Origin of the sequence: Paenibacillus piri (assembly GCF_004354045.1) — a bacterium.
Taxonomy (GTDB): domain Bacteria; phylum Bacillota; class Bacilli; order Paenibacillales; family NBRC-103111; genus Paenibacillus_S; species Paenibacillus_S piri.
The window spans coordinates 29,156-54,444 of sequence record NZ_SMRT01000015.1; the positions used below are offsets into that span (position 1 = coordinate 29,156).

Here is a 25,289-nt window from a genome sequence, read left to right on the forward strand (position 1 = left end):
CGAGAAAAGGAAAGGAAAGGACGGATACCGTATGAAATGGAAAATCGGAATGCGCATACCGAGGCAGATCAAGGAAACCGGGATAGAGCATTATGCCGGGAAGGCGTCGGCTATCGGGATTGAGGTGCTGGATATCGGACAGCTGACACCGGAGGCCAAGCAGATATGCGATCGCAACGGTTTGGAAATCGGGTCGGTGGATGCGGTACAGGTCGGTTATTTGATCGGCAAGGACGAGTCGCTGCGCGCTCAGGCGGTCGATGCGGTGAAACAACAGATGGACGTCATGGCTTCGCTCGGCGTGAAGACGATGTTCATGTGCCTGTGCCCGGCGGATCGTTCCGTGCCGCGGCGCGAAACATTCGCGATTTGGAAGGAGACGTTTCCCGAAGTCGTTCGGCATGCCGAACGCAGCGGCGTCTACATCGCGATTGAGGGCTGGCCCGGGCCCGGGCCGGAGCTGCCAACCATCGGCTGCACGCCCGAGATGTGGAGAGCTATGTTCGAGGCGGTCCCGTCCAAACATTTCGGGCTCAATTACGACCCGTCCCATCTCGTATGGCTTGGCATCGATTATTTGCGGGCGCTGACCGAGTTCGGCGAGCGGATCAACCATTGCCACGGCAAGGATACGGAAATTATTCGGGAAGACCTGTATGAATTCGGCGTCGTAGCGCCGACCTTCGGTACGAAATATTACGATTCGGGCGGCTTTTGGCGATATACGATTCCGGGGCATGGGGAAGTCGACTGGGCCAAGGTTGCGGTCCGGCTGGACCGCTTGGGCTACAATGGCCCGATTTGCATCGAATTGGAGGATCACCGGTTCAGGGGCACGGCGGACAACGAATGGCAGGGCATTCAAAAGGCTTACGAGCATTTGGCGTTATACTTCCATTAATCCGCTGCTTGAGAAGCGAAAAGCATGCCGGCACGCCTCCGGCGTTGATCGAAATCGATCGACTTTATTTAACTTTCGCGTCATCTACAGTTGAAATGAGGCCGATTCGGGCCGATCCAAGACATCAGTTCCATGGGACTGATGTTTTTTATATGGTGGCGGAGCCTTTGTCCGTTATGACATAAATTGGATGTAGAATGATGGCGGATCTTCTCCTATAATGGGCAATGGAAGGCATAAAATATGAAGAAACGGGCGTTTTCAAATCGATTACAGTCATAGTCAAAAATTAATTTTTTCCGGATTTAACCCATATGAGACCTTGGAACCAGCGCATCGAAAAATGCGCTAAAAGCTTATGCCGTCGGGGGTGTCGGGCGTTTTTTCGGAAGTTAAAAAAAGATGATTGTTTGAAACGAAAAAAGAAAGGTATACTTTCCTTACCGCAAAGACATCCCGGATCCGGTGCGGCAATTGCCCGGTCCGGCGAAAAGAACCTGCCTTGCAAGTCTGAAGTTATGCGCTTACAAATAAACCGTATGCTTCATTTGTTTAAGAGCGTTATCGTCGATGCGTTTTTAAAGAAGCCAGGTGGAAGCGCATTCAATTTTGCTGTCGAATCGACTATTTTCTACAAACAAATTGTCGTCTGCAGCAGAACGGACCCGGGAAGGTTTGGGTAAATCTAAACCCTATATAAAGAGGAAAAGGAGTCGTGATGTACAAATGAAACATAAAAAGTGGATCGCAACGATGGGGTCAATCACCATGGCCATGGGCTTTTTAGCTGCTTGCGGCGGCGAACAGCCTGCAAAATCCGGCGCGGCTGAGGGTTCGAACGCAGGTGCCGTCAAGGAAGATACGACACCCTTGGATTTAACTATCGTCGTTAAACAAGTAGGGGACATTCCGGCGAAAGGAAATGCAATTGAACAGGCTCTTGAGAAGGGCACCAACACTAAACTAAACTTTCAATGGGTTCCGGCTTCTACCTATGATGAGAAAATTAACGTCATGATTGCGTCCAACGAATTGCCGAAAATTTTGATGGTTAACTATGTTCCGACTGTCATTAACGCGATTCAGGGCGACCAATTCTGGGAAGTGGGACCGCTGCTTAAAAATTATAAAAATTTGGCGGCCCAAAATCCGCAGTACTATGAAAATATTAAGGTTGACGGCAAGCTATATGGAATTCCGCAATACCGTGAAATCGCACGCCCGGCGAATATTTACCGCAAGGACACCTTTGATGCTCTGGGCTTAAAGATGCCGAAAACGCTGGATGAATGGTACAACGTATCAAAAACGCTTAAAACGGTCAAAAATGATGCGTATGCCTTTATGTTGGATAAAAAATATAACGAGGGCCAAAACTCTGTGTTGACCCGGATGGCCGTAAGCCAAGGCGGAGTTAACCGCTGGGGAGCCGACAGCAACGGCAAGCTTACACCGGAGTTCCTGACTCCGCAATTTATGGATGTATTGAAATTGTTTAAACGGTTATACGCTGAAAAGCTGATCAACCAGGACTTCCCTGCCTTGGACTCTACGGAAATGGATAAATTTTTCGAATCCGGCCGTGCCTTCATGAAAATCAATGGAGTCGCTACCAACGCAGCGAATATCCTAGACCGTTTAGTTAAAGTCGATCCTAAAGCTGAATTGGATATCACTCCTTGGGAAGGGCCTCAAGGACAGAAAGTTGCTGCGCAAAACGGGTATAACGGATTACTGGTATTTCCAAAATCAGCTGTAAAAACCGAAGCGGAGCTGAAACGGATTTTAACATTCCTGGATAAATTGCTGGAGCCTGATATGTCGACGCTGCAAAAACGCGGTATTGAAGGCGTCCACTTCAAAAAAACTGACAATAATATGGTTGAATGGGTTGATTTGACTGCATTTAACCGTGAAGTTAAGCCGTACCGCGACAGCCTGTTGAACTTTGAAACGTACAACGTGCCTCAATTGAAGGATACTCCGTTGGCCATGAAGGGCTATAAAATGGAGCCGGATAATTTGAAAAACGCTGTTCATAACCCTACTTTAACCTTGTCTTCCCAAACTTACTCCGAGCGCGGCAAGGAATTGGATCAAATGATGTGGGATGCGGAAACGAACTACATCGTAGGTAAATTGGACGATGCGGGCTTCCAGGCGGCCATCGACAAATGGCGCAAAGCCGGCGGCGACAACCTGATTAAAGAATTTGAAGCTGCCTTGGCTAAAAACAAAGCCGCGAAATAATTGGGTTCATATGAAGTGGAAGCAGGACGGTCAGCCGTCCTGCTTCGCGCTGCCTCACGGCACGTAACGGATTCGCACCGCGCTCAGCTCCCAGCGCTCGGTGTGGCGTTGCATGACGGCGGTCGACCACATGCGGAAAAAAACAGCCGCTCTTTTTATTCATGGAAGAGACGGTTTCTTTGGCAGATCCGCTTGAGTACTTGCGCGCCATTGCCTTTGGACACGAACAAACAGACGGCTCGTAATGAGCCGTCTGTTTGGCATTCCGGTTTATTCCTCTTACGCGCCGCGTACTGAACCGCACATCGGGCAAGCCTGCCTGTCCCGGCGCAAGGCTTGCCGATCGATTGAACCGTGTTATAATGAAATGGTTATTTAAAATGACGGGAGGTAGTACAGTTGGGAACTGGCGGTATTATTGTACTGGGTATCATTACAATAGCGATTGTATGCGGACTGACCTTTTGGGTAACGAAGAAAGCTTACTCGCGCAAATGGGATGAGGAGGATTAAAAAGCTTCACCAGTACCTCCCCATCGGAAAGGTCGATGTCCACGCCGGCCTCTTCTTTCGCTTCGCGGATGGCTGCCGCTTTAACCTCTTCGCCGCCGTCCATCCTTCCTGCGTCAACACTCCATTTTCCATCTTCAAACCCGGTATTCTGCCTCTTTAAAAGCAGCACTACTGTCATTATACGGATCGAATGGAGGAAATCAATCGTTTGCCTCTAGAAACCATGCCGCGATAGAGACCGGCAGTCCACATGCCGGCCTCTATGCCAATTTACAAGTTATCCGCCGTGTTCAGCGCATGCTCCCAGCTCGGAAAGTAAAACAACGCATTTTGCATAAGCTCCGGGTGCGATTGTTTGACTTTCTTTTTGTTCAGCGGCTGGCCGCTGGACTTCATCTGGCTAATCTGCTCCAGCACATCATCAATGCCCATGTTGGCTTCCATCGCGCGATTCTCCTTTCTTGGTATGATTGGTATGTAGTGTTCCCTTAAATTGGTAATCTAATCATTATGCACAGCTGCAGGAGGAGGCCGGCCGTATGGGCAGTCGATCAAATGGGGCTAAAAAGGAAAGGCAGGCCCGGGACCCGTTATGAGGGCGAAGAAGATATTCTTTTGAAACTTAGTTACGATCAGGTTATTAAATTCACCTCCCGTAAGTTCTTATAAAAAGGGACGCATTTCTGTATCATAGGAAGAGAGCCCGGCAATCGGGCAAGCTTTTCAGGCGGATGCGTTCCTTCGAGGAAGACCTGCAAGCGCTTTTCAGGCATCTATGCATCGATGGCATCATGACTAATTTGCTAAAAGAGGTGAAGCAATTGAAAGCATTAATTTTAGGGGGAACCGGTGTGATCAGCCGGCAAATTGTCGAACGCGGGCTGATGGCCGGCCACGAGGTGGCCGTGTTTAACCGGGGGACGAAACGGCTTCCTTTCGCCGGCGATGTGGAATGGATCCATGGCGATAAATCCGACCGCGCAGGCTTCGCGAAGCTGATGGAAGGCCGCAGGTTCGATGCGGTTATCGATATGATCAGCTTTAACGAAACGGATGCGCGCTCCACGGTCGAAACGTTCAAACACAGTGCCGGACAATTGATCATATGCTCCAGCGTCGCCGTATACAAACGGCCGTACAGATCGAATCCGATCCGCGAGGATGCGGAGGAGCTGTTCGATAATCCGGTTTTCGGGTACGCTTACGAAAAAGCGCAAATGGAGCGATATTTGCAGCAGGTGATCCGCGAAGGCGAGCTGCCCGTCACCATTATCCGTCCTTCCTTGACCTATGGCGTCGGCGCGGCGAATCTTGGCGTGCTGAGGCAAAATTACAATATCGTCCATCGCATTCGCAGCGGCAAGCCGCTTGTCATGTTCGGCGACGGTACGACGCCATGGAGCTTTACGTTTGCACCCGATTTGGCGAAGGCGTTCGTCGGCGCAATAGGCAACAAACGGACCTTCGGCCAAGCCTATCATGCCACCAACGAGGAAGTTCGGGTGTGGAACGATTTGTATTTGGAATTTGGCCGCATTCTCGGCATCGAGCCGAATATTGTACATATTCCGTCCGACTTGTTAATTCGTGCGAACCCCGGTTTGTTTGCCCATCTGTATTATGAAAAGGGTTACTCCGGCTTGATGGACAATGCGAAAGTCAAACGGGATATCCCCTCCTTCGAGGTGGCGATCTCCTTGAACGAAGGGCTGCAGATGATGCTGGACTGGTACGAAGCCGAAGCGGACAAGGTGGATGCGGACAAAGACGCGTTGGAGGATCGGCTGGCGGATTTGCACGCCCAGTGGGGCAGGCAGATGGATGCGCTGAACGTATAACGCAGCAAGTCCGACCAAACATCCGAACGAGGAAAACCGGATGTGCCTCCAATCAATGTTGTAACCGGAAAGCTTTTGTAACATAAATGAAATATTAGGTTCATCGTGTATTAATAATTAACGCTTATAATAACAGATGACCCCCTTTTTTATATATAAAATATTTCAGACCCCCGGCCGTTGCGGCATGCGGGGTTCTTTTTTGTTCACACAACCTTGATAAACGTGCTCGTCCTAGAAGGATGGTGAAGCCGATTATCCTTGATACGAATTGCAGTTATCCTTTTCGGCTTAGCGCTTTAGCAATTCCACCAATAATTAAGCCCCAGATCGCATTGGTTGCAAAGACACTTACAATGGCAAGCGGGTTAGTTAAAGGACCTTGTAATTTCCCGTCCAAAATAGGAGACAAGATACCGCTGAGTAATATGGCGAAGAATGCATAACTCAAGCCCGCATATACAAGAATGGCAACAGGATTGGGGATTTTCTTCATAAGGACGATAATAAGCCAAGCCAAGGAAATGAGGACCGTCATTAGGATGCTTCCGAATTGTTGTCCAATGATGTCTATTACCCCAGTCATCTTCATGATGGGTCTTATCAGCGCTAAAGCGCCTAGTCCAAGGATAAGAGGCCAGTTTTCCTTCACTATATCTTTTGATTTCAACGAATATCAGTTCCTTTCTTGTGATTTAGTTGGGGGGGAGACGTGCCCTTCTTTATTTTCCCGAATGGTTTGAGGTAAGTAATGAATACCATGAACATAAGACACAATAAGTTAAAACAGGACATTATGATAATGGACGTCCATCTTGTCTGGAATGTTTGGTCTTGTAAGGTTGCAAACCCCATCTCATGGATCATATCCCCAAATGATGCTATCCAATGGTACAATTCCCATCATGATTGTCATAATGGTGAGAACGAGTTTAATCAGCACCCAGTAATGCTTGACCAGTCCCCATTGCGTCCACAAGGACAACAAGATGCCTGTCAGCAAGCTCAGCAATGCCGGAAACTTGAGCGGATTCTCGTCAATGACTTCCATGCTGGCTAACGTTTATACAAGCTGATCACCATTGTCCGCGCTATGCAAGTAGATTCCTAACGGCAGCATTCCTAATGTACCGCCAACCACGATGCAATTGAAGCAACGTATAATGCGACTAGTAAGCTTTTTTTCTTCTGACTAGTTTGTAAGCCATTTAATGACCATCCCCCAGTTCGTAAGTTCTTCCGCAATTCGATGATTGCTCCTTTTGGCTCGGATTAAACTATACCAAAGAAATGTTGTGAACTTGTTACGATTATTTGCACGTTTTATGTAATTTACTCGCTCGTGAGAATCTTTGGATATAATGAGAAGGGGGAGCAATTATAAAAGAAGAAAAGTTCTAGAGTTTATGAGTTCCTTTCTGAAAAATGAAGGATTCCACATCGTCACTGCTCGAACGGGAATGGGAGCTTTTGAAAAGGTGAATGAAGTGAATCCTGCATTAGTGGTGCTGGATTGGATGATGCCGAATATGAGCGGCCTCGATGTATGCCGTGAATTGCGAAAAAAAGCCGGGTAGGCATCATTATGGTCACTGCCAAATCCGATGAAATGGACAAGATTGTCGGTTTGGAGGTGGGGGCGGATGATTCTATCACCAAGCCTTTTTCTTTGGCCGCGGCATCGTCGGTATCGGCTGCATGATTTTCGCTTGGGCAGTGGTATAATGGATGGTAAGCATCAATGAGCAATCCGCATTTCTTCATACATAGACAAGGAGCTGAGATTATATGAAGTTTAACCGTCTTGGCGGCAGCGGCCTGAAGGTGTCCGCTTTAGGCTTGGGAACCAACGCGTTCGGCAAACGCGCCGATGAACGCACGTCGATTCAAATTATTCATCAGGTGTTGGATCAGGGCATCAACTTTATCGACACGGCGAATATTTATACGGGCTCCGAATCGGAACGTATCATCGGCCTGGCGCTGGCCGGCAGGCGGCATGACGTTGTACTCGCGACCAAAGCCGGGCTGGTCAAAGGCAGCGGCCCGAATGAGAGCGGCTCATCGCGCTTCCATCTGCAGAGAGAGCTGGACGCCAGCTTGAAAAGGCTGCAGACGGATTATGTAGACCTGTATCAAATTCATACGTTCGATCCGCAGACACCTCTCGAGGAAACGCTGCGTGCGCTGGATGATATGGTCCGATCCGGGAAGGTGCGCTATATCGGCGCATCGAATTATGCGGCATGGGAGCTGATGAAGGCGCTTGGCATCAGCGAGCGGCTCGGCTTAAACCGGTATGTGTCGACCCAGGTAAGCTATTCGCTTGCCGACCGGACACCGGAGCAGGAGCTGACGCCGTTCTGTCTCGATCAAGGGGTGGGGATAATTCCGTATTTCCCGTTGGCCGGCGGGATTTTGACCGGAAAGTATACATCTGCCGATACGCCGCCGCAGGGCTCGCGAGCGGACAAGGACCCGAATTTCGGAAAGTTTCTGGATGAAGGCCGAATGGAGCTGGGTCGCAGCGTGAGCCGGCTGGCCGGGGAATCGGGCTGTACCCCGGGAGCGCTTTCTTTGGCCTGGCTGATGCGGCAGCCGGCGGTAGCCACGGTAATCGTCGGGGCCACAAGCGTGCAGCAGGCAGCCGACAATATGAGCAGTGTTGCGCTGGAGCTTGGCCATCATATATGGGACGAGCTGGACCGACTGAGCGAGCCGTATCGATACGGCAAGCCTTTTGCTTCGTATCGGCTGCCGCAGTAATGCTTTCGGACGGATGTCACGTCAAAGGCCGAATTCTGCTGCAAAGGACTCCCTTCTCGACGGCGATGAGGGACTTTTAAAAAGTTTAAAAAACCTTCGGGCTTCCGCATATGATGCGGAGAAGCCTGAAGGTTTTCGTTTTGAACAGGGACATTTCCGGTTTGCTCCGGTATGAAGGTACTGCGGGATCAGGCAGGATTACTTCGGCGTATAAAAGTTTTGCGTGTAGTAGATCGACATTTTGCCGCCGAAGGCGACGCCGACGCCGAGACGTTCAATATCGCTGAGCACATTTATGCGGTGGCCTTCCGAGTTCATCCAGCTTTCATGGGCGAAAATGGCGCTCGTTTGGCCGGCGGCGATATTTTCGGCGGCGGCCTGCAACGTGAGGCCGTCCTGTTTCATTCGGTCAAATGGCGACGCTCCGCTCAAATTCGTATGGTTAAAAAAGCTGTGATCAGCCATGTCCCGGCTATGCTTGCGCGCCGTTGACGCGACCTTGTCGTCCCAGACGAAGGCGGGCTTGCCGAGCTTGACGCGGACAGCGTTGGCCAAGTCGAAAATTTGGCGCTCATAAGCGTTGATCAGCGTATCGCTCGACTCCGGATAAAACGTCGTCAGCGCCATTTCCGCTGGCTTGGCGATAGCTTGAACGCTGGTGACGACATTGCTTCGGTGCAGATCGTAAAAGAAGGTGACGTAGGCATCGTCCGTTTCGTAAGTGCCGTACTCGCCCTTTCCGTAATTCATCATCAGCCGGGTGTTGCCCTTGGTGATGGAGGCTAACGGCTGCCCGTACTGCTTTTGAACGGCGCTCTTGGCGCTTCCGTCCGTGAGGCCGTTGAGCTGCCAGTTGGCGGAAGGGGAATACAGTCCGACCACTTTGCCGTCGCTGCCGATTCCAATCTGCGCGTAGCTGCTGTAATCCTGGTTATAAATGTACCAGTGGAAGCCGTATTCGCTTAAATCTTTGCGCGCAGGCTCGCCGAGCGTGGCGATTACATCGGCGGCGGTATCGCCGAGACGAATGCCCTTGACCGTGACGGCTTCCGCGGCAGCCGGCGCCGTGCCGGCCGGCGAAGCGTGCGGCGGCACCGGAGCGGTCGGGCTCTTCGGGTCGCTTGGAGCGGGTACGGCGGGAGCTGCAGGCGCTGCGGTTCCGTCCGGGCTCAGCCGAAGCTGCTTCAGCTTCAGGTTGCGGATAAACTGCACCGCTTCGGCCCGGGACAATCGGTCCGCGGCCTGGTAGCCGGCCACCGTAGCGGCGGTTTTTCCTCCGGACAAGCCCTGGTCAAGCAAATAACGGATCGAATCGTTCAAGCTCTGCGTCCCTTTCTGGGAAGCGGTAATGATCCGCGCCACATGCCCGCGGTTGAACTTGGCCGGATCGGCATTGTGCAGTACAGGCCATTTGCGGGTATCGGCCGCATCGTAATAAGGCTTGTACCAAGCGGCACCGGCTGCGGCGTCAGGGAGCTTTATCTCAGGGTAAGCGCGCAGCAGCATAGCCAGAAACTCCGGTTCCGATACCGGCTCATCGGGCCGGAAGCTGCCGTCGGCATAGCCGTCGACGATATGGTTCTGCACGCCCCAGGCGATCGCCGAAGCGCCCCAATGGCTCGACGTATCGGAAAAGACGGGCGCTTCGGCCGCGTGAACGGCGGAATGGCCCGGAACATCCGTAAATAGCTGCGATACAAAGAGCGCAACAGCGGCGGGCAGCAGAAATGCGGCAAGTTTGGTTTTCATCGGTTTTTACCTCCGGGAAAATTCGCGAGAAAGCGGTTATAAAGGACATAGGCTGCAATCCTATGTTTTCGTTATTCCTTTATTGTATGGGTCCGGCCGGGGAATGTCCAGACGGGAAGGGCACCGGGCGGTAATCGGGAGAAGAAGCTGGCAAGAAATGCTTTTCACCAAGTTCGAACAGGTTTATACTTGGGTTGCAAGGCATACGGAAAATTCAGAGCAGGAGGCGGATGTACAAGTGATTGTTAGCGATTTAACGAATTGGGAACGGGAAAAGCAGGTGTACCCGAAAGCGATTAACCGTGGGCTGGAGTTTATTCAAAGTACGGATTTCGGTTCATTGAAGCCGGGCCGTTATGACATTGAAGGTGACCGGATGTTCGCCCTGCTGCAGGAGCCGACAACGTTGGCTTGGGAAAAGCAGCGTCCTGAATCGCACCAGACGTATACGGATATCCAGTTTTTACTGGAGGGCGACGAAGTGATCCGGGTTGCGCCGTTGACCGCGGATGCGGTGATCAGCGAGGAAGATTTCGCCGCGAGAGACATTGCCTTTTACAGTACGGTAGCCGAAGAGCAGGCGATCCGGCTTCGTCCGGGTTCGTTTACGGTATTTTATCCCGGCGATATTCACCGTCCTTGCTGCAGTGCCGGACAAGAGCAAAAAATCCGTAAAGTGGTTCTTAAAATTCATAAATCGCTGCTGTTCGAATAGGGGCGGCTCCGGGAAGGACAGGACCGCGAGGTTGCTGCCCTTCCAACGATCGGGTGGAAACCTGCCGCATACACACTGCTTAAGGTCGGGAGGGGCAATCGATGGATGTCAAACGTGAGGTTCAAAAGCAATTCGGGCAAAATGCGTTGAAATATGTATCGAGTCCGATTCATGCGCAAGGGCATGATTTGGCGATGCTGCTTGAGGTTGCCGAGGCGGATTCCAACATGCGCCTGCTGGACGTTGCTACCGGGGGCGGCCATGTAGCCAAGCTGTTTGCGCCGGTGGTGAAGCAGGTGACTGCGTTCGACTTAACCGCGGAGATGCTGGGGGAAGCCCAGTCGTTTATCGCCCAAAGCGGCTTTGATAACGTGGATTTCGTCCACGGAGACGCCGAGCAGCTGCCGTTCGCCGACGGCGAATTCGACCGTGTGGCGTGCCGGATTGCGGCGCATCATTTCCCGAATGTCGGCGCATTTGCAAGCGAAGCGGCGCGCGTGCTGCGTCCCGGAGGCTGTCTGCTGCTGATCGATAATGTGGCGCCGGAACGGGCGGAGTACGACCAGTTTTACAACGAAGTCGAGAAAGAGAGAGACCCGAGCCATTACCGTGCATGGAAAAAATCCGAATGGATCCGTCTGGTCGAGCACGCCGGGCTAACCGTAGAGCTGCTGACGTCATTTCCCAAAACGTTCGGATTCCAGTCATGGGCCGACCGGATGAATATGACCGAGACGGCGAAGCAGCGGCTGGAGCAGACGTTTTTGCAGGCGACGCCGGAGTTGAAGCGGCAGTTCGCGATCGTGGAGCGGGAAGGGCGTCTTGCAAGCTTCCAAGGCCAGGCGATTTTGCTTAAGGCGCGAAAGGCGGAAGACCTGCAGGGTTAGCCTGCAGCATAGATAAGGGTGGCGCGTCGGAAGACGGCCATCCTATTTATTTTTGAGCCGGATGGATAGCGGATTGCTCGGCTCGCTCGACCCGGTGCATGCCGATCAGGTATGATGAAGAGGACATGCATTAGAAAGAACGCCAATTTTCGTTGGAAAGGCAGGAGAACCATGGGTCTGTTTTTACGTGAAATTACGATTCTGCGTGAAAAATTCCCCTCTATCGGGCGCTACCCTTTTTCGGTGCCTGCGCTTGCCGGGACGAGAGGGCTGCGGCTGAGAGAGCCCGTTACCTTCTTTGTCGGGGAGAACGGCTCGGGGAAGTCGACCTTGCTGGAAGCCGTCGCCTGGCAGTGCGGCTTTCATACGGCGGGCGGCAGCACCAATCAGGCTTACGAGCTGGAAGGGACGGAGTCCGATTTCGGGCCTTTTATCCGGCTGTCGTGGAGTCCCAAGGTGACGAACGGTTTTTTTCTGCGGGCGGAGTCGTTTTTCGGCTTTGCCAATTATTTGGATCAAATGGTGCGCGAGCAGCCGGGGTACCGAGATGAATTTTACGCGCCATACGGCGGGAAATCGCTGCACGAGCAATCGCACGGCGAATCGTTCCTGTCGCTGTTCCGCAACCGCTTCGGGAGAAAGGCGATCTATTTGCTGGACGAGCCCGAGGCGGCGCTGTCGCCGGCCCGCCAATTAAGCCTGCTGTCCGTATTCCGACGTCTCAGTCCGGATTCGCAGTTCATTGTGGCGACGCATTCGCCCATTTTGCTCGGGTACCCGGATGCGCAAATTTATTCATTTGACGAAGGGCCGATTCGCGAGATCGATTACGAGGAAACGTCGCATTATCAGCTGACGCGCCGGTTTTTGGAAAACCGCGGTTCCATCTTCCGCGAGCTGTTCGCCGAAGATGAGGAGGACGGGGAGTAATGGCCGGCAAGCGGCTTGCGCTTGAAAAGACGGCCGTTGTGCAGGAGCGCTTCATTTCGTTGACGATTCACGGCATGAACAATCAATGGCAGCAATTAGGAGCTGCGGTCCGATTTCCAAATGAATTCGCAAATTCGATCCGAGGAGCGTGAGCTTTGCATATGAAACCGTTTGAGGCGTTGATGGTCGATCAAGAGGACGGCCGGTTTACGATCGGCGTACGGGAGCTGGAGGAGAAGGAGCTGCCGGCGGAGGGCGAGGTGCTGATCCGCGTCCTTTATTCCGGCTTGAACTATAAAGACGGGCTGGCCTGCCGGCCGAACGGCGGCATCGTCCGTTCGTACCCGCATATCCCCGGCTACAGCTCGCTGGCGCGGGTGCCGGCCGACTGGGTCGTGCCGCTGCCGCCGGAGCTGGAGCCGCGCGAAGCGATGGCGATCGGTACCGCCGGGCTGACGGCGGCGATCTCGATTGAACGGATGGAGCATAACGGGCTCCATCCCAGGCTCGGCCCGGTGCTCGTAACCGGAGCCACCGGCGGGGTCGGCAGCTGCGCCGTCGCGCTGCTGGCGGCGCGCGGCTACGATGTCGCGGCCAGCACGGGCAAGGCCGCGGAGCACGATTATTTGCGGGCGCTCGGAGCCCGCACGGTTGTCGGCCGCCTGGGCGCAGCGGCGGCGGAAGGCGGCACAGCGGCTGCCGTCAGGCCGCTGGAGAAGCAGCAATGGGCCGGCGCGGTCGACCCGGTCGGCGGCAGCGGGCTCGCATTCGTGCTCGCCTCGATCCGCTACGGCGGCTCTGTAGCGGTCAGCGGGCTGACCGGCGGCGGTGCGATTCCGACGACGGTACATCCGTTTATCCTGCGCGGCGTCAATCTGTTGGGTATTGATTCCGTGCAATACCCGATCGAGCGCCGCCGCGCTTTATGGGAACGGATGGCCGCCGACTTGAAGCCCGCCGGACTGCTTGAGTGGATCGGCAGCCGCACGATCCGCCTTCAGGACGTGCCGCAGGCGGCCGAGGAGCTGCTGGCGGGTCAAGTTCGAGGTCGGATCGTGGTCGAGCTGTAGGCCGATTTCCGGCCTTTTGTGAAACGCGACGACAGGACGGAAGCTGCTAGCAGGCGCATAAGCGTTCGAACGGAACGGCATGTACGGGAACGAAAAAGACACCTTTGCCGGTGTCTTTTTCCCATTGCTATCAAAGGGTATTCGCGTCGCCCCTGTTCGCGTTGTTCATAAATTCGATATGACTAAATCCCCATCCACACATATCGCTCAAAACCGAGCTTAACGTTTTTCCGTGATCCGATAAATAATATTCGACTTTGGGCGGAATCTCGTGATACACCTGGCGCACGATCAGTCCGTCCCGTTCCATCTCGCGAAGCTGATTGGTGAGCATGCCTTGAGTGATATTTGGGAGCAGCCGCCTTAATTCCCCGAACCGCTTCGTGCCTTCATACAGCAATATAAACAAAATGAGCGGCTTCCATTTTCCTCCGATCACCTGCAGCGTGGCCAATATCCCCTCCGTCGTATTGGAATCGCGAATTCCTTCCCGCATTTCCTCAGCTCCCGATCACAAGATGTTAATCTTCTTAGTTGTTACTATAGCAAAGTATCCGGAATTAATACAGTACGCTGATTTATCGTACTTAGTACGGTTTATCGTACTTATCATGAGCGCCTATAGTACGTCACACGGGACCTAGTATGATTAAAAAGCGTACTTTGCAAAAATGAAAATCTCCACCATAATGGGGATGCACATCGCGATGCTGCAAAAAAATAAGAAAGGATGACCGTCATGAAAATTATGGTTATCGCCGCGCATCCCAATCTGGAACAATCCCGAGCCAATCGGGCATTTGCCCTTGAGCTGAAAAAACACGACAGCATTTATTTTCGCGACCTTTATCGGGAGTACCCCGATTGGAACATCGATGTAGAGAGGGAACAACAGCTGCTGGTTCAATATGACCGGATTGTGGTGCAGTTCCCCTTTTTTTGGTACAGCTGCCCGCCGCTTTTAAAAAAATGGTTTGATGACGTACTGACGTTTGGCTGGGCTTTTGGACCCGGTGGCGATCATTTGAAAGGCAAAGAGTTTATGGTCGCTACAACGACGGGCGGTACGGAACGGGGATACCGTTCGGGGGGTTCCAATTGGTACACAATCAGCGAGCTTTTAAGGCCGATTCAAAGCACCTTCACCCGTTGCAACGGAACCTATCTTCCCCCTTTCGTCACTTATAATGCGGATGAAGGTACGGATGCATTTCTCGCGCAAGAGGCGGCAAACTATGCGGAGCATATCCAGACTTCGATGCGCATGCTCGTCCATTAATTGATTTTAAGGAAGATTAAAGCATGCCAAATCACAAGCTGGCGGCATTGGAGCGGCTCTGCTTCAATTAGGCAGGTTGAAGGGACTTCAAATTGGGATGTGATCCGGAAGATTCAACCTAAAAACCGATAAAAATTCGTAAATCGGCACCTTTTGGCAGTGTAATGTGTGGCTATGGCAGTCCTTTCTTCCTTATGCTGATCGTGTAATATCAAACCTGACCAAGAGAGGTGCTTTCACATGACACAGCAACAAAATGGAGTAAAGACGATTGCAGGAGGTACACTTATTCGAAAGGTTCTCCTGACGAATGCCGCATCCTCGGGAGCTGTCGGACTGCTGCTGCTATTGTTTCCCGGATTTGCCGGCAGCTGGACAGGTCTGGACAACCTGACCGCACTAGCAGGAACAGGCGTGTTCCTGCTCATTGTCGTCGCATTTCTATGGTGGACAGCAACCAGGAACGTAGTATCTCCCCGGCAAGTGCTCGTTTTTGCGATTCTCGATTTTTTGTGGGTAATTGATAGCGCTCTTCTGCTGGGGGTTAGCGGATCCGTCACAACCATCGGCATATGGGCGATTATCGTGGTCGCTGCGGTTGTCGGCGTATTTGCGATCTTTGAGATGTCCTACTACTGGCACAACCGTTATTATCGCAAGTAAAGATGATTTTGGTGAGTGATCCGGTAACAATACAGTACCTGAACGGCTAACAATAGTTTAATACCAATCATTAACGAGCAGATGCCGCGGCAGCCTGCTCGTTTTATTGAACTAAACGGACAGGGATAGCGTGGAAGTAGTCCTTTTAGCTTATGGTGGTGTTCGTCAGGTACGAGGAAACCCTTGTCCCGTCTGCCTCGGCGAACGCCGGGAGGCTATTTATTTATTTAAGAGGCGCTGTAATCGTTGAAATAGTGCACCCCGTCGTGAGCGGTATCACCCGGTTTTGTTCTTCGATTGGTGTTGAACCAGAGTTTACCCCCTTTGGCGATTCCGACGCCCTCTATCTCAAAAAGGTCAGGGTAAGCAGCGGACGTAACGCGGAATGACAGATTATTATCTGCATTTATTGTACCCGAGGCAGTAGATATATTACGATAAACAAGTACAATGCTGATGTTTTCATGTGTCAGCGGAACATATATTGTATCGTTATAATAACCGAAACCCTGGAATGCATACGAGGTGATGTTAGATACGGTACTGCCGTTGACCCGAGCATCTTCAATATTTAGGGTAAAGCCATCGGTTACATTAATTGTACCGCTGTTTGCGGTCAGTGGGAGTGAACCCCTGTATAAGGTTCGTCCGGATTTGAAGAGAAAATATATGTTGTTAGCGTCTTTGCTTGTAATTTTCACACCCGACATTGACTTGTCTAAACCTTTGGATTTGATTGTATAGCTACCAACTTTGTAATATTTCGTTCCTACATACTTCAGTTTCACGAGACTCATATTGCCGGAGTTCATGGTGACGACGAACATATAATAATTTCCGTCGATTGTGCTAAGCACCACATCGTTGGCATGGCCGAGGTAAGAAGCATAAGTTGTCCCATTATCACCGTTTGTCATGAGCGTAGTGGTTCCGTCGCTCATTTTGGTACGGTAAATGACTGCCTTAGTATTGTCACTGTTGACCTTTACGGAATAGGCGTAGGTAGATCCCACTGCAAATCCCTGTGCGGCGTAACAATCATTTGCATTGTTGAGCGTTGCGACGGTGGTGTAGTTGTTGTAATATGCTGCACTGGCTGTGATGGGTATCAACATCGCTGTGCAGAGGAGAAAGACTACAAATAGGGTAAAACGTTTCATCGGTCCCATTCTTCTTGTAAACATACTCTTCATATACTATACCTCCATAAAAATGTTTTTTATGTTGTTTATATTAATTGAATGAGTTTCCTGCCCGGCTGTCGGCATAAGCAGCACAGAGCTGCTTTTTATTGATATCATGGTAAGAAATGGTTCATTCAATTGTATATCAATATATTAACCTGAATCCGTTCGTGATCATTCAGTAAATTAGGCCTAAATTGAGTGGAAGGGCAGCCGTATGCTCTGCATATTGAACGTAAAAATTAATCAGACCTACCTTCATTTAATTCTGCAAAGGTGGTATATGATAATTTTCGATGGAGGTGAATTCCAGGTGTCGAATGCTCGCAGACAAAATTACATTAGCGTACATGGTATAAAAGTCTATGGGGTCGAAGTAGATCACCAGACTCGTTGCAAACATTATCATTCTAATGTCGATATCATAGCGATTCGGTTTCCTTGCTGTGATGCCTATCATCCTTGTTATGAATGTCATAAAGAAGTTGCCGATCATCCCGTAGCAAGATGGAGTAAAGATCAGACCGAAGAGAAGGCCATTCTTTGTGGTGCCTGTGGTCACCAATTAACAATTCATGAATATGTGACCAGTGAATCTGCATGTTCCGCTTGTAATGCCAATTTCAATGCAGGTTGTCGGGCCCATTATCATTTGTACTTTGATTTATAAATTGTTGTATGAATATTAGATCGAACAAAAGACACCAAACCTTAATAACTGCGCTAACGGGAAGACGCTCGACAAGTTCTGCTATACCTATTGCTGACGATTGCTCTACAAACAACTAAGACGCGGCTGCCGGCATAGATCGGCAGCCGCGTTGAGCTCCCATGAAAATTAAATCCACAGTAGCAGGAAAAGGCCGCACTAAAGAAGATGCAGTTCATTCATTTTTTGAAAAGCGTCTGAACGATGGAATGTTGAAATGGTTTCAAATTAGGGAGTAGAAGCAATTGTCACGGAGTAACCTAAGCACTCTAGTCTTCGAACGGCATACTTTACAATAGATTGTTGCTTCTGCCTATCAAAATAGTCTTCACCTAAGTCCACGTACATTTCTTTACGAGTTAGGAGATAGTACGCAATCCTTAACATAGCATGAGCTACATTTATTGCTGCTCGTTTTTTACCTTTTCGAGCTGCTGTACGTCTATACATCGCGCCGAGATAGTTTTTTGATGCTGCAACGGAATGGGCTGCCTCAACCAAAGCAGATTTTAAGTACTTGTTCCCGTTTGTGGTTTTGGCAGATTTCTTTTTCCCTGCACTTTCGTTATGTCCAGGAACCAATCCAGCCCAAGAACATAAATGCGCTGCACTGGGAAACTGTTTCTTAATATCCGTTCCAATTTCCGCCAAGATTTGTTCCGCCATTCGAGTGGCTATACCAGGGATTGAATCTAAACGCTCAACATCTTCATGGAAAGATTCTATCCGCGCAGCAACTTCCTGATCGAGCAGCTCGACTTGTTCACTCAGAAAATCAATGTGAGTTAAAATGGTTTTGATCATCAGACGCTGGTGAGAGTTTACATAGCCTTGAAGAGCCAGTTCGAGTTCTTCCTTTTTTCGCTTCAGGGTGCGTCTAGCGAAGCTCGCAAGTTTTTCGGGATCATCTTCACCGTCTGCAATGGCACGCAGCATGTCACGAGATGAAAGCCCCATCGATTTAAACCCTTAACTTTAGAGTCTTATTCCCTTATTCTCACGAATTCGTAGTTTTTCAAATACACTACATTGCCGCCCTTGACACGGAGCCTCCACGGGCATAGATTTCTCGCGATGGGGCGATGCTGTAAAATAGGCATCGCGAGGCTTGCCAGCCTATCATGCCCGTCTCTCCATTTAAAGGGCTTTGTCCGTCCGCTAGACCTTAATGACAAGTGGTGGTACATTCTGCTGCTGAACAGCTTGTACAAATTGGGCTGGAGATAAATCATACAAACTGCCATGAATCCGCCGCTGATTATAAAATAGGATATAGTCCGATACGATCTGGTAAGCATCCTGGTAACTCTCAAACTCATGTCTGGATAGACAATCCTTCTCCAAAATGGCATGAAACGCTTCAATATTTGCATTTTTGTTCGGTGTTTTCGGCGGTATTCGCTCATGCTCTACCTGAAGCTGCAGACAGGTTTCTTCAAAGACATGGCTGATGAACTGCGGACCGTTATCGGTACGAATCACCGGCAGAGTCTCTTTACCGAAGCGTTGTCGTTTCCAAAGGGCACGTTGTACAATCTGCGCGGCATGCTTGCTTTCGCAGGATAGACCCATATGATAATCGATGATCGACCGATCATAAACATCAATGAGGCTCAGTAGGATTAATGCGGTCTTTATGCTCTGGCAACATCATACGACTACTTTCCTACAGGCCGTTACCTTCAAGCTTTTTACGCACTCTGTACGCCTCCCATCGATTGGACTGCAAGTATATTTTCTATTTTAAATGTCCGCGGCGCCTTTCGCTGCCAACAATAAGCTTTGGCCACGCCATCACGTATTTGGCGTATCTTGATCCGCCGCTGCGTGATACGGCCACCTGTGCCAAGGTAAATGATCTCGACGGTTTGATCCTCAATCTGCCCGTTAACATAATAAGCTGCCATATACCATTAATGATCCTATGAATATTTCTCAAACTCACTTAAGATTTTGTAACACTTGTATACAAACAAAAGCGCAGTGGAAAGACCATGGAACCGCAAGTTCCTCGGTTTTAGCTTCCTGCCCAACAGCAGGCTAGTATCCGGTTAGCCCCAAAGACGATTTTCCGAATGAAGGATAAAGTCAGGGAACTGACGAACCGGACGTGGTCGGTATCCATGAAGAGTGAATCCTACATTAAACCAGGACCTCATGGGTTGGATGGGCTATTTTCGACTTGCTTCAGCGAAAACACACTGCGGAAACTGGAACCGCCGTATGCGGACCCGCATGTACGGTGGTGTGAAAGGTCGGGGGCTAGTCGCCCCCTCCTACTCGATTATTTTACACTGGGTTTTATTATGAGATGTTTACTTTTCAAGAATTGGGGTTATTATTCGGCAGCCTGTTCCGAATGGGCAGGATAGTTGATGGACTTCACGAATAAGTAAAATATAACCAGTATTCTAAAATCAGATCAGCGCTTATAGAACCTTTGGGCATGTCGTGAAAGAAGCTTTATTTTGCTATAGGAGGTTGTCATATGGCTGGATATCTTGGGTATGAACAAAAAATAACCATATGTATATGATGAGTTTCTTTAAAATGCACACGCTCAAATCGAAGATTATTTTAATGTTTATCTTGATCGCAAGTATTGTGTTGATACTTCAGGTAGGGGTTTTTCAGAATTGGATTAGCACTATTTTTATAGAACAATCCGATGCATATTTTCGTGAAACGGTGCATCAGATAGGTAAACGTGTGGATCTTCAAGTAGAAAAATCTGAAATTATGGTGCAGACAATTACCGGTAACCAAGTACTGAAAAATTATTTAAAGGACCTCAAATATGATTCCCTTAACTACAATGTTGCAAAATATTTGATTACCCGAGAAGTATTAAGGCTCACGAATCTTGAAATGATCGACAATATATATATTTACCCTGTCAAGCATGAGCCCATTAGTTGCTATTATTCAGGGCCGACCTTAGAAACGGATTTAGATATGCATGATCTTCCGAATTCGACAAGTCCCAATGACAAAGTCGAAAGAATGGCTTTGAAAACAAAACCGTTTCAGCTTACCATCTTGCTATCCATTCATGATGAGGAAGATAGATTGGGTTTATTAAGAATCGATCTTAATGAAACCTTTTTAAGCAAAATTCTGGATGAGGTAAAGCTGGGAAAAGAAGGGGAGGTTTATATTGTAGGTAATAATACCGTTATTTTCGCGAAAGATCGTGACTTGATTGCAAAGCCGGCATCGGTGATTAACCAGGCTGACGGTTCAACGGTAAAGCATTCATTATATAATAAAAATTGGGAACTGATAGGCATAATCCCCAATACGGAGATTGTGAACCACATTAATCGGTTTAACCAAATTTTTTTTCTAATGGTTATTTTGATTCTACTGGCAATTTTGGCTTTTGCATTGGCTACCGCCCGGCTAATTTTTCGACCGTTAAAGATGATCATGAAAGGAATGGAGAGTATTCAGCAAGGAAATTTGAATATTATTTTGGTAAATAACAAGAATGATGAATTTAGTACTATTATACATAGCTTTAATTATATGGCGGATAGAGTGAAATCTTTAATTGAAACGATTTACCACCAGCAAGTTAATTATCGAAAAGCGGAGATCTTAAGTTTACAAGCCAAACTGAATCCCCACTTCTTATACAACACATTGGACATGATATATTGGATGCTCATCTTGAAAGACGAGGAAGAGATAGGGGAGTCTGTTGTAGCTCTCTCGAGTATTTTGCGCTATTCGATTTCAAAAAATAATGAGTTTGTAACGGTAAGGGAAGATATGGATCAATTGGAAAACTATTTAAAAATTCAAAGAATGCGGTTCCAAGAGAAGTTTCAATACACTTTTGAACTACAAGAAAATGTAAAGGAGTTAAGAATTCCAAAACTGATTATACAGCCGCTGGTGGAAAATTCCTTTAAGTATGCGTTTCAAGATTTGAAGCGAAGCGGGTCCATTGTTATCCGCAGTTATGTGGAAAACGATCAGTTGTTTTTTGAAGTGGCTGACAATGGGATAGGGATGTCCGAAGACAAAATCCGGTCTGTCTTTAGTTCATTGGAATACCAAAATAAAAAAAATGGAATAGGCATTCAATTGGTACATCAAAGAATGAAGTATATTTATGGGCAAGGATATGGCATAGCTACTATTGAAAGCGCTCTCGAAGAGGGGACGAAGGTGATAGTGAAACTTCGGAAAAAAGCTGAGATCAACGCGGAAGAGCTATTAAGCGAATAAAGGGGGATTCTTTCTATGCTTAAAATCTTAGTCGTGGATGATGAAAGAACAGTTTTAATGGGCTTGAATAAGATATTGTCTAAACATTGTCCTGATTATGAAATCGTAAATATGGTGCAAAGTCCGAACGAAGCGCTGCGAATATTGACGGAAAAAGCGGTTGATGTTGTGATTACTGATGTCAAGATGCCTGATATGGATGGAATTGAGCTGACAAAAAGAATCCGTGCCCAGTATCCCGATACGACCGTCGTTGTGCTAAGCGGCCACTCTGATTTTGAATTCGTCAGACAAACATTGAAAAATGGTGCGCACGATTATTTATTGAAGCCCTGCCACTACCAGACTGTAGTAGATATTCTTCGTAGTCTTGAGGATAATGTGAAGCATAAAGAGAAAAAAACGCTTGAGTCTATCAACAAAACGATTTTGGAGGCTGTTATATCGGGAAAGCGGGAATTGCCTAAAGAATGGGCTGTCTATGCTCATTTGCAGATGTTGGTTATTAGAACTCAAGACTATAGGGATCCGTTGCTTGAAGAACATCTCAAGAAAGAATTTGTAATTGGGAATGAGTTTATTGAATTTCTGGAAATGGTGGCCTTTGATGATATTATCGTTGTGCTTCTTCAGAATTCAATTGACGTATCAACTTTAAAACAAAAGATATTTCCTAATCTTAGTAAAAAGGGATTTCGTCTATTTATGGTAATTCATCGATTTATGAATGGCTCCAAATGCTTACAGGAAGCTTACAACACCTGTATGCAAATGATTGAGTTTTTAGAATTTAACGAGCTTTCCATCTTGATGGATATGGAAATGTATCGAGACTTCATCGAACAGCATAGGAAGTATGCATTAAATAATTACTTTTCCAACCAGATACTGTTGAAGCATATGATGAACGGCAATCTCCAAATGGCACAGCAATATCTCTCAACAAACCTGAATCAGTTGTATCTTTTGGATGTATATGTTGATCCTGTACGTATAAAGAAGGAAGCGATGAGAGAATTGATTTCACTGGAACAACACTTAAAGGATCATGGTATAGATTTCAAACAGCAATTTGGACAGCAAGACGATTATTTATTTGAATTGAAGGAGCTGAAAACTTATAAAATTTTATTAAATTGGTTCAAAAAATTCGTAATGGCGATCATAATGAACACGGAAGACGGAAATTATATGCCCAATTATATTAATGAGGCTATCAAATATATAAACGCACATTATATGGAGGATATTTCTTTAAAAACGATCTCAGACGAAGTGTACGTAAATCCTTGGTATTTCAGTACGCAGCTGAAAAAACATACCGGCTTATCCTTTAGCGAATATGTAAATCAAGCAAGAGTACGAAAAGCGAAAGAGTTTTTAAAACAAAAGGACTTGAAAGTATATCAAGTAGCGGAAATGGTCGGATTTCAGGATGCGGCTTATTTTAGTACTGTGTTCAAAAGCATTGAGGAGATCACTCCAAAGGAGTACCAAAAGATGGTTTAAAAAACAACTTCCAATATTTTTAAAAGAAATCAAATATTCACAAAATTCAAAAATCTGTAGAGATGCTATAATGCATTCAACCCAGTTTACAAGGAGGAATGTTAATGAGAAGAAGGCAAGCAAACATTATCTTTTGTTTGATTATGTCAGCCGTTTTGCTACTGACAGCTTGTACGGATGCGGTGCCTCAAAATCCAACGGCTACAGATAAGAATGAGTCAAGTGGCACCGTAAAGATGACCGATGTCGGAACGCCTAGAAACGAAACGTTAATTGTGGATATCCTTAACGGCCGCCAAGCCGATCCGCAATCGATGAACCCGTACATGCCCGGCTCCGTCCACACATCTGCAGGCTTGCACCAATTGATGCAGTCTCATTTGTGGGAGATCGATACGGTTAAAGGCGAACAGATCCCCAACCTGGCGGCATCGATGCCGGAACCATTGGACAATACGAATACCAAATTTCGATTTAAGGTTCAGGAGGGCTTAGCTTGGTCCGATGGCGTGGAGTTCACGGCTAAAGACATTGAGTTTACGTCGGATTTGGTTTTGAAAACCAAAGAGTTTGGGTTTAACGGATTTTACACAAGCATGGTGAAAACAATGAAAGCGGTTGATAATTATACCATTGAGGTGGAAACCGTCAAACCGGAAACGAGATTGGCTCAACGATTGGGCGTTGTTATTTACGGTAACTCTTTTAAAATTCTTCCTAAGCATATTTGGGAAAAAGAAGATCCAACCAAATTTAAATTTTCAAACCCTATCGGGGTAGGACCATATAAGTTGAAGGATCGCGATCCGCAAGGCTACTGGTTCCTGTATGAGAAGAGGGAAGACTGGAAGAAAAGCGATGTCGGCAAGCTTGCAGGAGAGCCAATACCAAAGTACATTCTGTTCAAGTCCTATGGTCCGGAAGAGAAGCGCATTATTGCGGCAATCCAACACGATATGGACGTACTGCAGGATATTACCCCCGAGAGCTGGGATATCTTAAGGAAGAAAAACGAATTTGCAAGAGCGTGGTATAAAAACTTCCCGTATGCGACAATGGATGATCCTTGCCAGAGAGGAATGTCCTTCAACACATCGAAGGCGCCTTACAACAATCCAGATGTCCGTTGGGCACTAGCACTGGCTACTGATATCAAGAATGTGTCGATGGCTACATTCGGCGGGATGTTGAGGGTTTCACCGATTCAGGTTCCGCCTATTGCGGTACTGCAAACGAATTACCACAAGCCGATGGTGGACTGGTTGAAAAGTTTTGAGATCAGCGGCGGCTATAAACCGTTCGAAGAAAGCTATGGCAAAGACATGGTCGATATGCTGAAGCAGCAAGGAATCAAGGATTTGCCGGCAAACAATCAGCTTGTTGATACATTCGGTATCGGATGGTGGAAATACGATACAGTTAAAGCGAGCGAATTGCTGACGAAGAACGGATTTACGAAGAAAGGCGAAAAGTGGCATAAGCCGGACGGTTCTCCGTGGCAGTTGACCATTAACGCTCCCGCTAACTTTGAAATCCAATCCATGAGACTGGCCTTCGCCGTTGCGGATACATGGAGAAAATTCGGTATCGACGTAAACGTTCAACAAATGGATTCAGCTACATTTGGGACAAGTGAATCTACTGGCGCTTTTGAAGTAGGCTCGTACTGGCCTTCTTGCGGATTGCTGCCGGATACGACAGTTCAAATGCAAAGCTGGCATAAACAATATGTCGTCGAAAACGGCAAGCAATCACCCGGTAATCGAAACCGCTGGTCGAACGACCGTGTAAGCCAACTGCTGGACGATCTGCAAGGAATGAAAAGCAGCGACCCTGCTGTAATTAAAAACATTACCGAAATCAACAAAGAATTTGTTAAGGAGCTGCCGTTTATCCCGATGTTCGGAACTTCGAAATTCGTTCCCGTCGATACGTACTACTGGGAAGGGTTCCAAACCTCGGAAAATGCTTACGAGGGGCCATGGTGGTGGTGGTCACAGTTTAAATATTACTTGCCTCACTTGAAGCCTACGGGAAAAAAATAGTTTGATTGTCTGATGAGGCTCGGATACCGGGTTGAACAAACCCGG

The 25,289-nt window shown here is 48.3% G+C and carries 24 protein-coding genes and 2 pseudogenes; 16 read left to right on the top strand and 10 right to left on the bottom strand.

All coding sequences use genetic code 11. The features are described 5' to 3' along the window. Nucleotides 1–31 precede the first annotated feature (31 nt). A complete protein-coding gene (locus E1757_RS25375) occupies nt 32–901 on the top strand; it encodes a sugar phosphate isomerase/epimerase family protein (protein WP_133233469.1) in 870 nt (289 codons plus the stop codon). A gap of 726 nt (nt 902–1,627) precedes the next feature. Continuing rightward, nucleotides 1,628–3,151 carry an extracellular solute-binding protein gene (locus E1757_RS25380; RefSeq protein WP_133233750.1) on the top strand — a complete coding sequence of 508 codons (1,524 nt, stop codon included), beginning with the start codon at nt 1,628–1,630 and terminating at the stop codon, nt 3,149–3,151. A 526-nt stretch (nt 3,152–3,677) separates the two neighbouring features. On the opposite strand, the pseudogene E1757_RS36630 reads toward E1757_RS25380, so the two are convergent. Beyond that, nucleotides 3,678–3,842: pseudogene (locus E1757_RS36630) on the bottom strand (NUDIX domain-containing protein); the annotation flags it as partial. Between the two features lie 92 nt (nt 3,843–3,934). Beyond that, the gene (locus E1757_RS35995) at nt 3,935–4,108 is read right to left on the bottom strand and encodes a hypothetical protein (protein WP_165972282.1); all 174 of its coding nucleotides are present in this window, start codon (nt 4,106–4,108) and stop codon (nt 3,935–3,937) included. Nucleotides 4,109–4,485: 377 nt separating this feature from the next. On the opposite strand from E1757_RS35995, the gene E1757_RS25390 reads away from it, so the two are divergent. Continuing rightward, on the top strand, nt 4,486–5,502 hold the full coding sequence (locus tag E1757_RS25390; RefSeq protein ID WP_165972283.1) for an NAD-dependent epimerase/dehydratase family protein: 1,017 nt from the start codon (nt 4,486–4,488) through the stop codon (nt 5,500–5,502). A 277-nt stretch (nt 5,503–5,779) separates the two neighbouring features. Here the strand turns inward: E1757_RS25390 and E1757_RS25395 are convergent, their stop codons facing one another. Then, a complete protein-coding gene (locus E1757_RS25395) occupies nt 5,780–6,172 on the bottom strand; it encodes a hypothetical protein (protein WP_133233475.1) in 393 nt (130 codons plus the stop codon). Between the two features lie 186 nt (nt 6,173–6,358). Then, nucleotides 6,359–6,553, bottom strand: coding sequence for a hypothetical protein (locus E1757_RS25400; RefSeq protein ID WP_133233477.1), 195 nt, complete (start codon nt 6,551–6,553; stop codon nt 6,359–6,361). A 310-nt stretch (nt 6,554–6,863) separates the two neighbouring features. On the opposite strand from E1757_RS25400, the pseudogene E1757_RS25405 reads away from it, so the two are divergent. Beyond that, a pseudogene (locus E1757_RS25405) lies at nt 6,864–7,174 on the top strand (response regulator); the annotation flags it as partial. Nucleotides 7,175–7,290: 116 nt separating this feature from the next. Continuing rightward, the gene (locus E1757_RS25410) at nt 7,291–8,268 is read left to right on the top strand and encodes an aldo/keto reductase (protein ID WP_133233479.1); all 978 of its coding nucleotides are present in this window, start codon (nt 7,291–7,293) and stop codon (nt 8,266–8,268) included. Between the two features lie 198 nt (nt 8,269–8,466). On the opposite strand, the gene E1757_RS25415 is transcribed toward E1757_RS25410, so the two are convergent. Further along, a complete protein-coding gene (locus tag E1757_RS25415; protein WP_133233481.1) occupies nt 8,467–10,017 on the bottom strand; it encodes a CAP-associated domain-containing protein in 1,551 nt (516 codons plus the stop codon). A gap of 238 nt (nt 10,018–10,255) precedes the next feature. Here E1757_RS25415 and E1757_RS25420 point away from each other — a divergent pair, with 238 nt between their 5' ends. From E1757_RS25420 to E1757_RS25435, 5 genes are all read left to right on the top strand, one after another. Further along, nucleotides 10,256–10,732 carry a NanQ anomerase/TabA/YiaL family protein gene (locus E1757_RS25420; RefSeq protein ID WP_165972284.1) on the top strand — a complete coding sequence of 159 codons (477 nt, stop codon included), beginning with the start codon at nt 10,256–10,258 and terminating at the stop codon, nt 10,730–10,732. 101 nt (nt 10,733–10,833) lie between these two features. Next, nucleotides 10,834–11,619: a class I SAM-dependent methyltransferase gene (locus E1757_RS25425; protein ID WP_133233485.1), complete on the top strand. Its 786-nt coding sequence runs from the start codon at nt 10,834–10,836 to the stop codon at nt 11,617–11,619. A 177-nt stretch (nt 11,620–11,796) separates the two neighbouring features. Beyond that, nucleotides 11,797–12,549, top strand: a complete 753-nt coding sequence (locus E1757_RS25430) for an AAA family ATPase (RefSeq protein ID WP_133233752.1) — start codon at nt 11,797–11,799, stop codon at nt 12,547–12,549. Continuing rightward, a complete protein-coding gene (locus E1757_RS36000; RefSeq protein ID WP_165972285.1) occupies nt 12,549–12,701 on the top strand; it encodes a hypothetical protein in 153 nt (50 codons plus the stop codon). The genes E1757_RS25430 and E1757_RS36000 overlap by 1 nt, the downstream gene beginning before the upstream one ends. 9 nt (nt 12,702–12,710) lie before the next feature. Continuing rightward, complete coding sequence (locus tag E1757_RS25435) at nt 12,711–13,619, top strand: zinc-binding dehydrogenase (protein ID WP_133233487.1); 909 nt, start codon at nt 12,711–12,713, stop codon at nt 13,617–13,619. Nucleotides 13,620–13,749: 130 nt separating this feature from the next. Here the strand turns inward: E1757_RS25435 and E1757_RS25440 are convergent, their stop codons facing one another. Continuing rightward, a complete protein-coding gene (locus E1757_RS25440) occupies nt 13,750–14,115 on the bottom strand; it encodes a winged helix-turn-helix transcriptional regulator (protein WP_133233489.1) in 366 nt (121 codons plus the stop codon). 243 nt (nt 14,116–14,358) lie between these two features. Here E1757_RS25440 and E1757_RS25445 point away from each other — a divergent pair, with 243 nt between their 5' ends. Together E1757_RS25445 and E1757_RS25450 are read left to right on the top strand one after the other, a co-directional pair. Continuing rightward, nucleotides 14,359–14,898: an NAD(P)H-dependent oxidoreductase gene (locus tag E1757_RS25445; protein ID WP_133233491.1), complete on the top strand. Its 540-nt coding sequence runs from the start codon at nt 14,359–14,361 to the stop codon at nt 14,896–14,898. A gap of 240 nt (nt 14,899–15,138) precedes the next feature. Then, nucleotides 15,139–15,561, top strand: coding sequence for a hypothetical protein (locus E1757_RS25450; RefSeq protein ID WP_133233493.1), 423 nt, complete (start codon nt 15,139–15,141; stop codon nt 15,559–15,561). Between the two features lie 227 nt (nt 15,562–15,788). On the opposite strand, the gene E1757_RS25455 is transcribed toward E1757_RS25450, so the two are convergent. After that, nucleotides 15,789–16,754, bottom strand: a complete 966-nt coding sequence (locus tag E1757_RS25455) for a hypothetical protein (protein WP_133233495.1) — start codon at nt 16,752–16,754, stop codon at nt 15,789–15,791. Between the two features lie 274 nt (nt 16,755–17,028). Here E1757_RS25455 and E1757_RS25460 point away from each other — a divergent pair, with 274 nt between their 5' ends. Continuing rightward, entirely contained in the window at nt 17,029–17,415 is a 387-nt protein-coding gene (locus E1757_RS25460) for a CHY zinc finger protein (RefSeq protein ID WP_133233497.1), read from the top strand. A 267-nt stretch (nt 17,416–17,682) separates the two neighbouring features. Here the strand turns inward: E1757_RS25460 and E1757_RS25465 are convergent, their stop codons facing one another. The 3 genes from E1757_RS25465 to E1757_RS25475 form a co-directional block, all read right to left on the bottom strand. Beyond that, nucleotides 17,683–18,411 (bottom strand): transposase, encoded by a 729-nt coding sequence (locus E1757_RS25465; RefSeq protein WP_246079494.1) that lies wholly within the window; start codon nt 18,409–18,411, stop codon nt 17,683–17,685. A 201-nt stretch (nt 18,412–18,612) separates the two neighbouring features. Next, nucleotides 18,613–19,092: an integrase core domain-containing protein gene (locus tag E1757_RS25470; protein ID WP_133233499.1), complete on the bottom strand. Its 480-nt coding sequence runs from the start codon at nt 19,090–19,092 to the stop codon at nt 18,613–18,615. 53 nt (nt 19,093–19,145) lie between these two features. Continuing rightward, nucleotides 19,146–19,361: a WYL domain-containing protein gene (locus E1757_RS25475; protein ID WP_133233501.1), complete on the bottom strand. Its 216-nt coding sequence runs from the start codon at nt 19,359–19,361 to the stop codon at nt 19,146–19,148. Nucleotides 19,362–20,034: 673 nt separating this feature from the next. Here E1757_RS25475 and E1757_RS25485 point away from each other — a divergent pair. From E1757_RS25485 to E1757_RS25495, 3 genes are all read left to right on the top strand, one after another. Continuing rightward, nucleotides 20,035–21,690, top strand: coding sequence for a cache domain-containing sensor histidine kinase (locus tag E1757_RS25485; protein WP_165972286.1), 1,656 nt, complete (start codon nt 20,035–20,037; stop codon nt 21,688–21,690). A gap of 15 nt (nt 21,691–21,705) precedes the next feature. Next, a complete protein-coding gene (locus tag E1757_RS25490) occupies nt 21,706–23,199 on the top strand; it encodes a response regulator (protein ID WP_133233505.1) in 1,494 nt (497 codons plus the stop codon). A gap of 104 nt (nt 23,200–23,303) precedes the next feature. Continuing rightward, the gene (locus tag E1757_RS25495; protein WP_165972287.1) at nt 23,304–25,244 is read left to right on the top strand and encodes an ABC transporter substrate-binding protein; all 1,941 of its coding nucleotides are present in this window, start codon (nt 23,304–23,306) and stop codon (nt 25,242–25,244) included. Nucleotides 25,245–25,289: the final 45 nt, after the last annotated feature.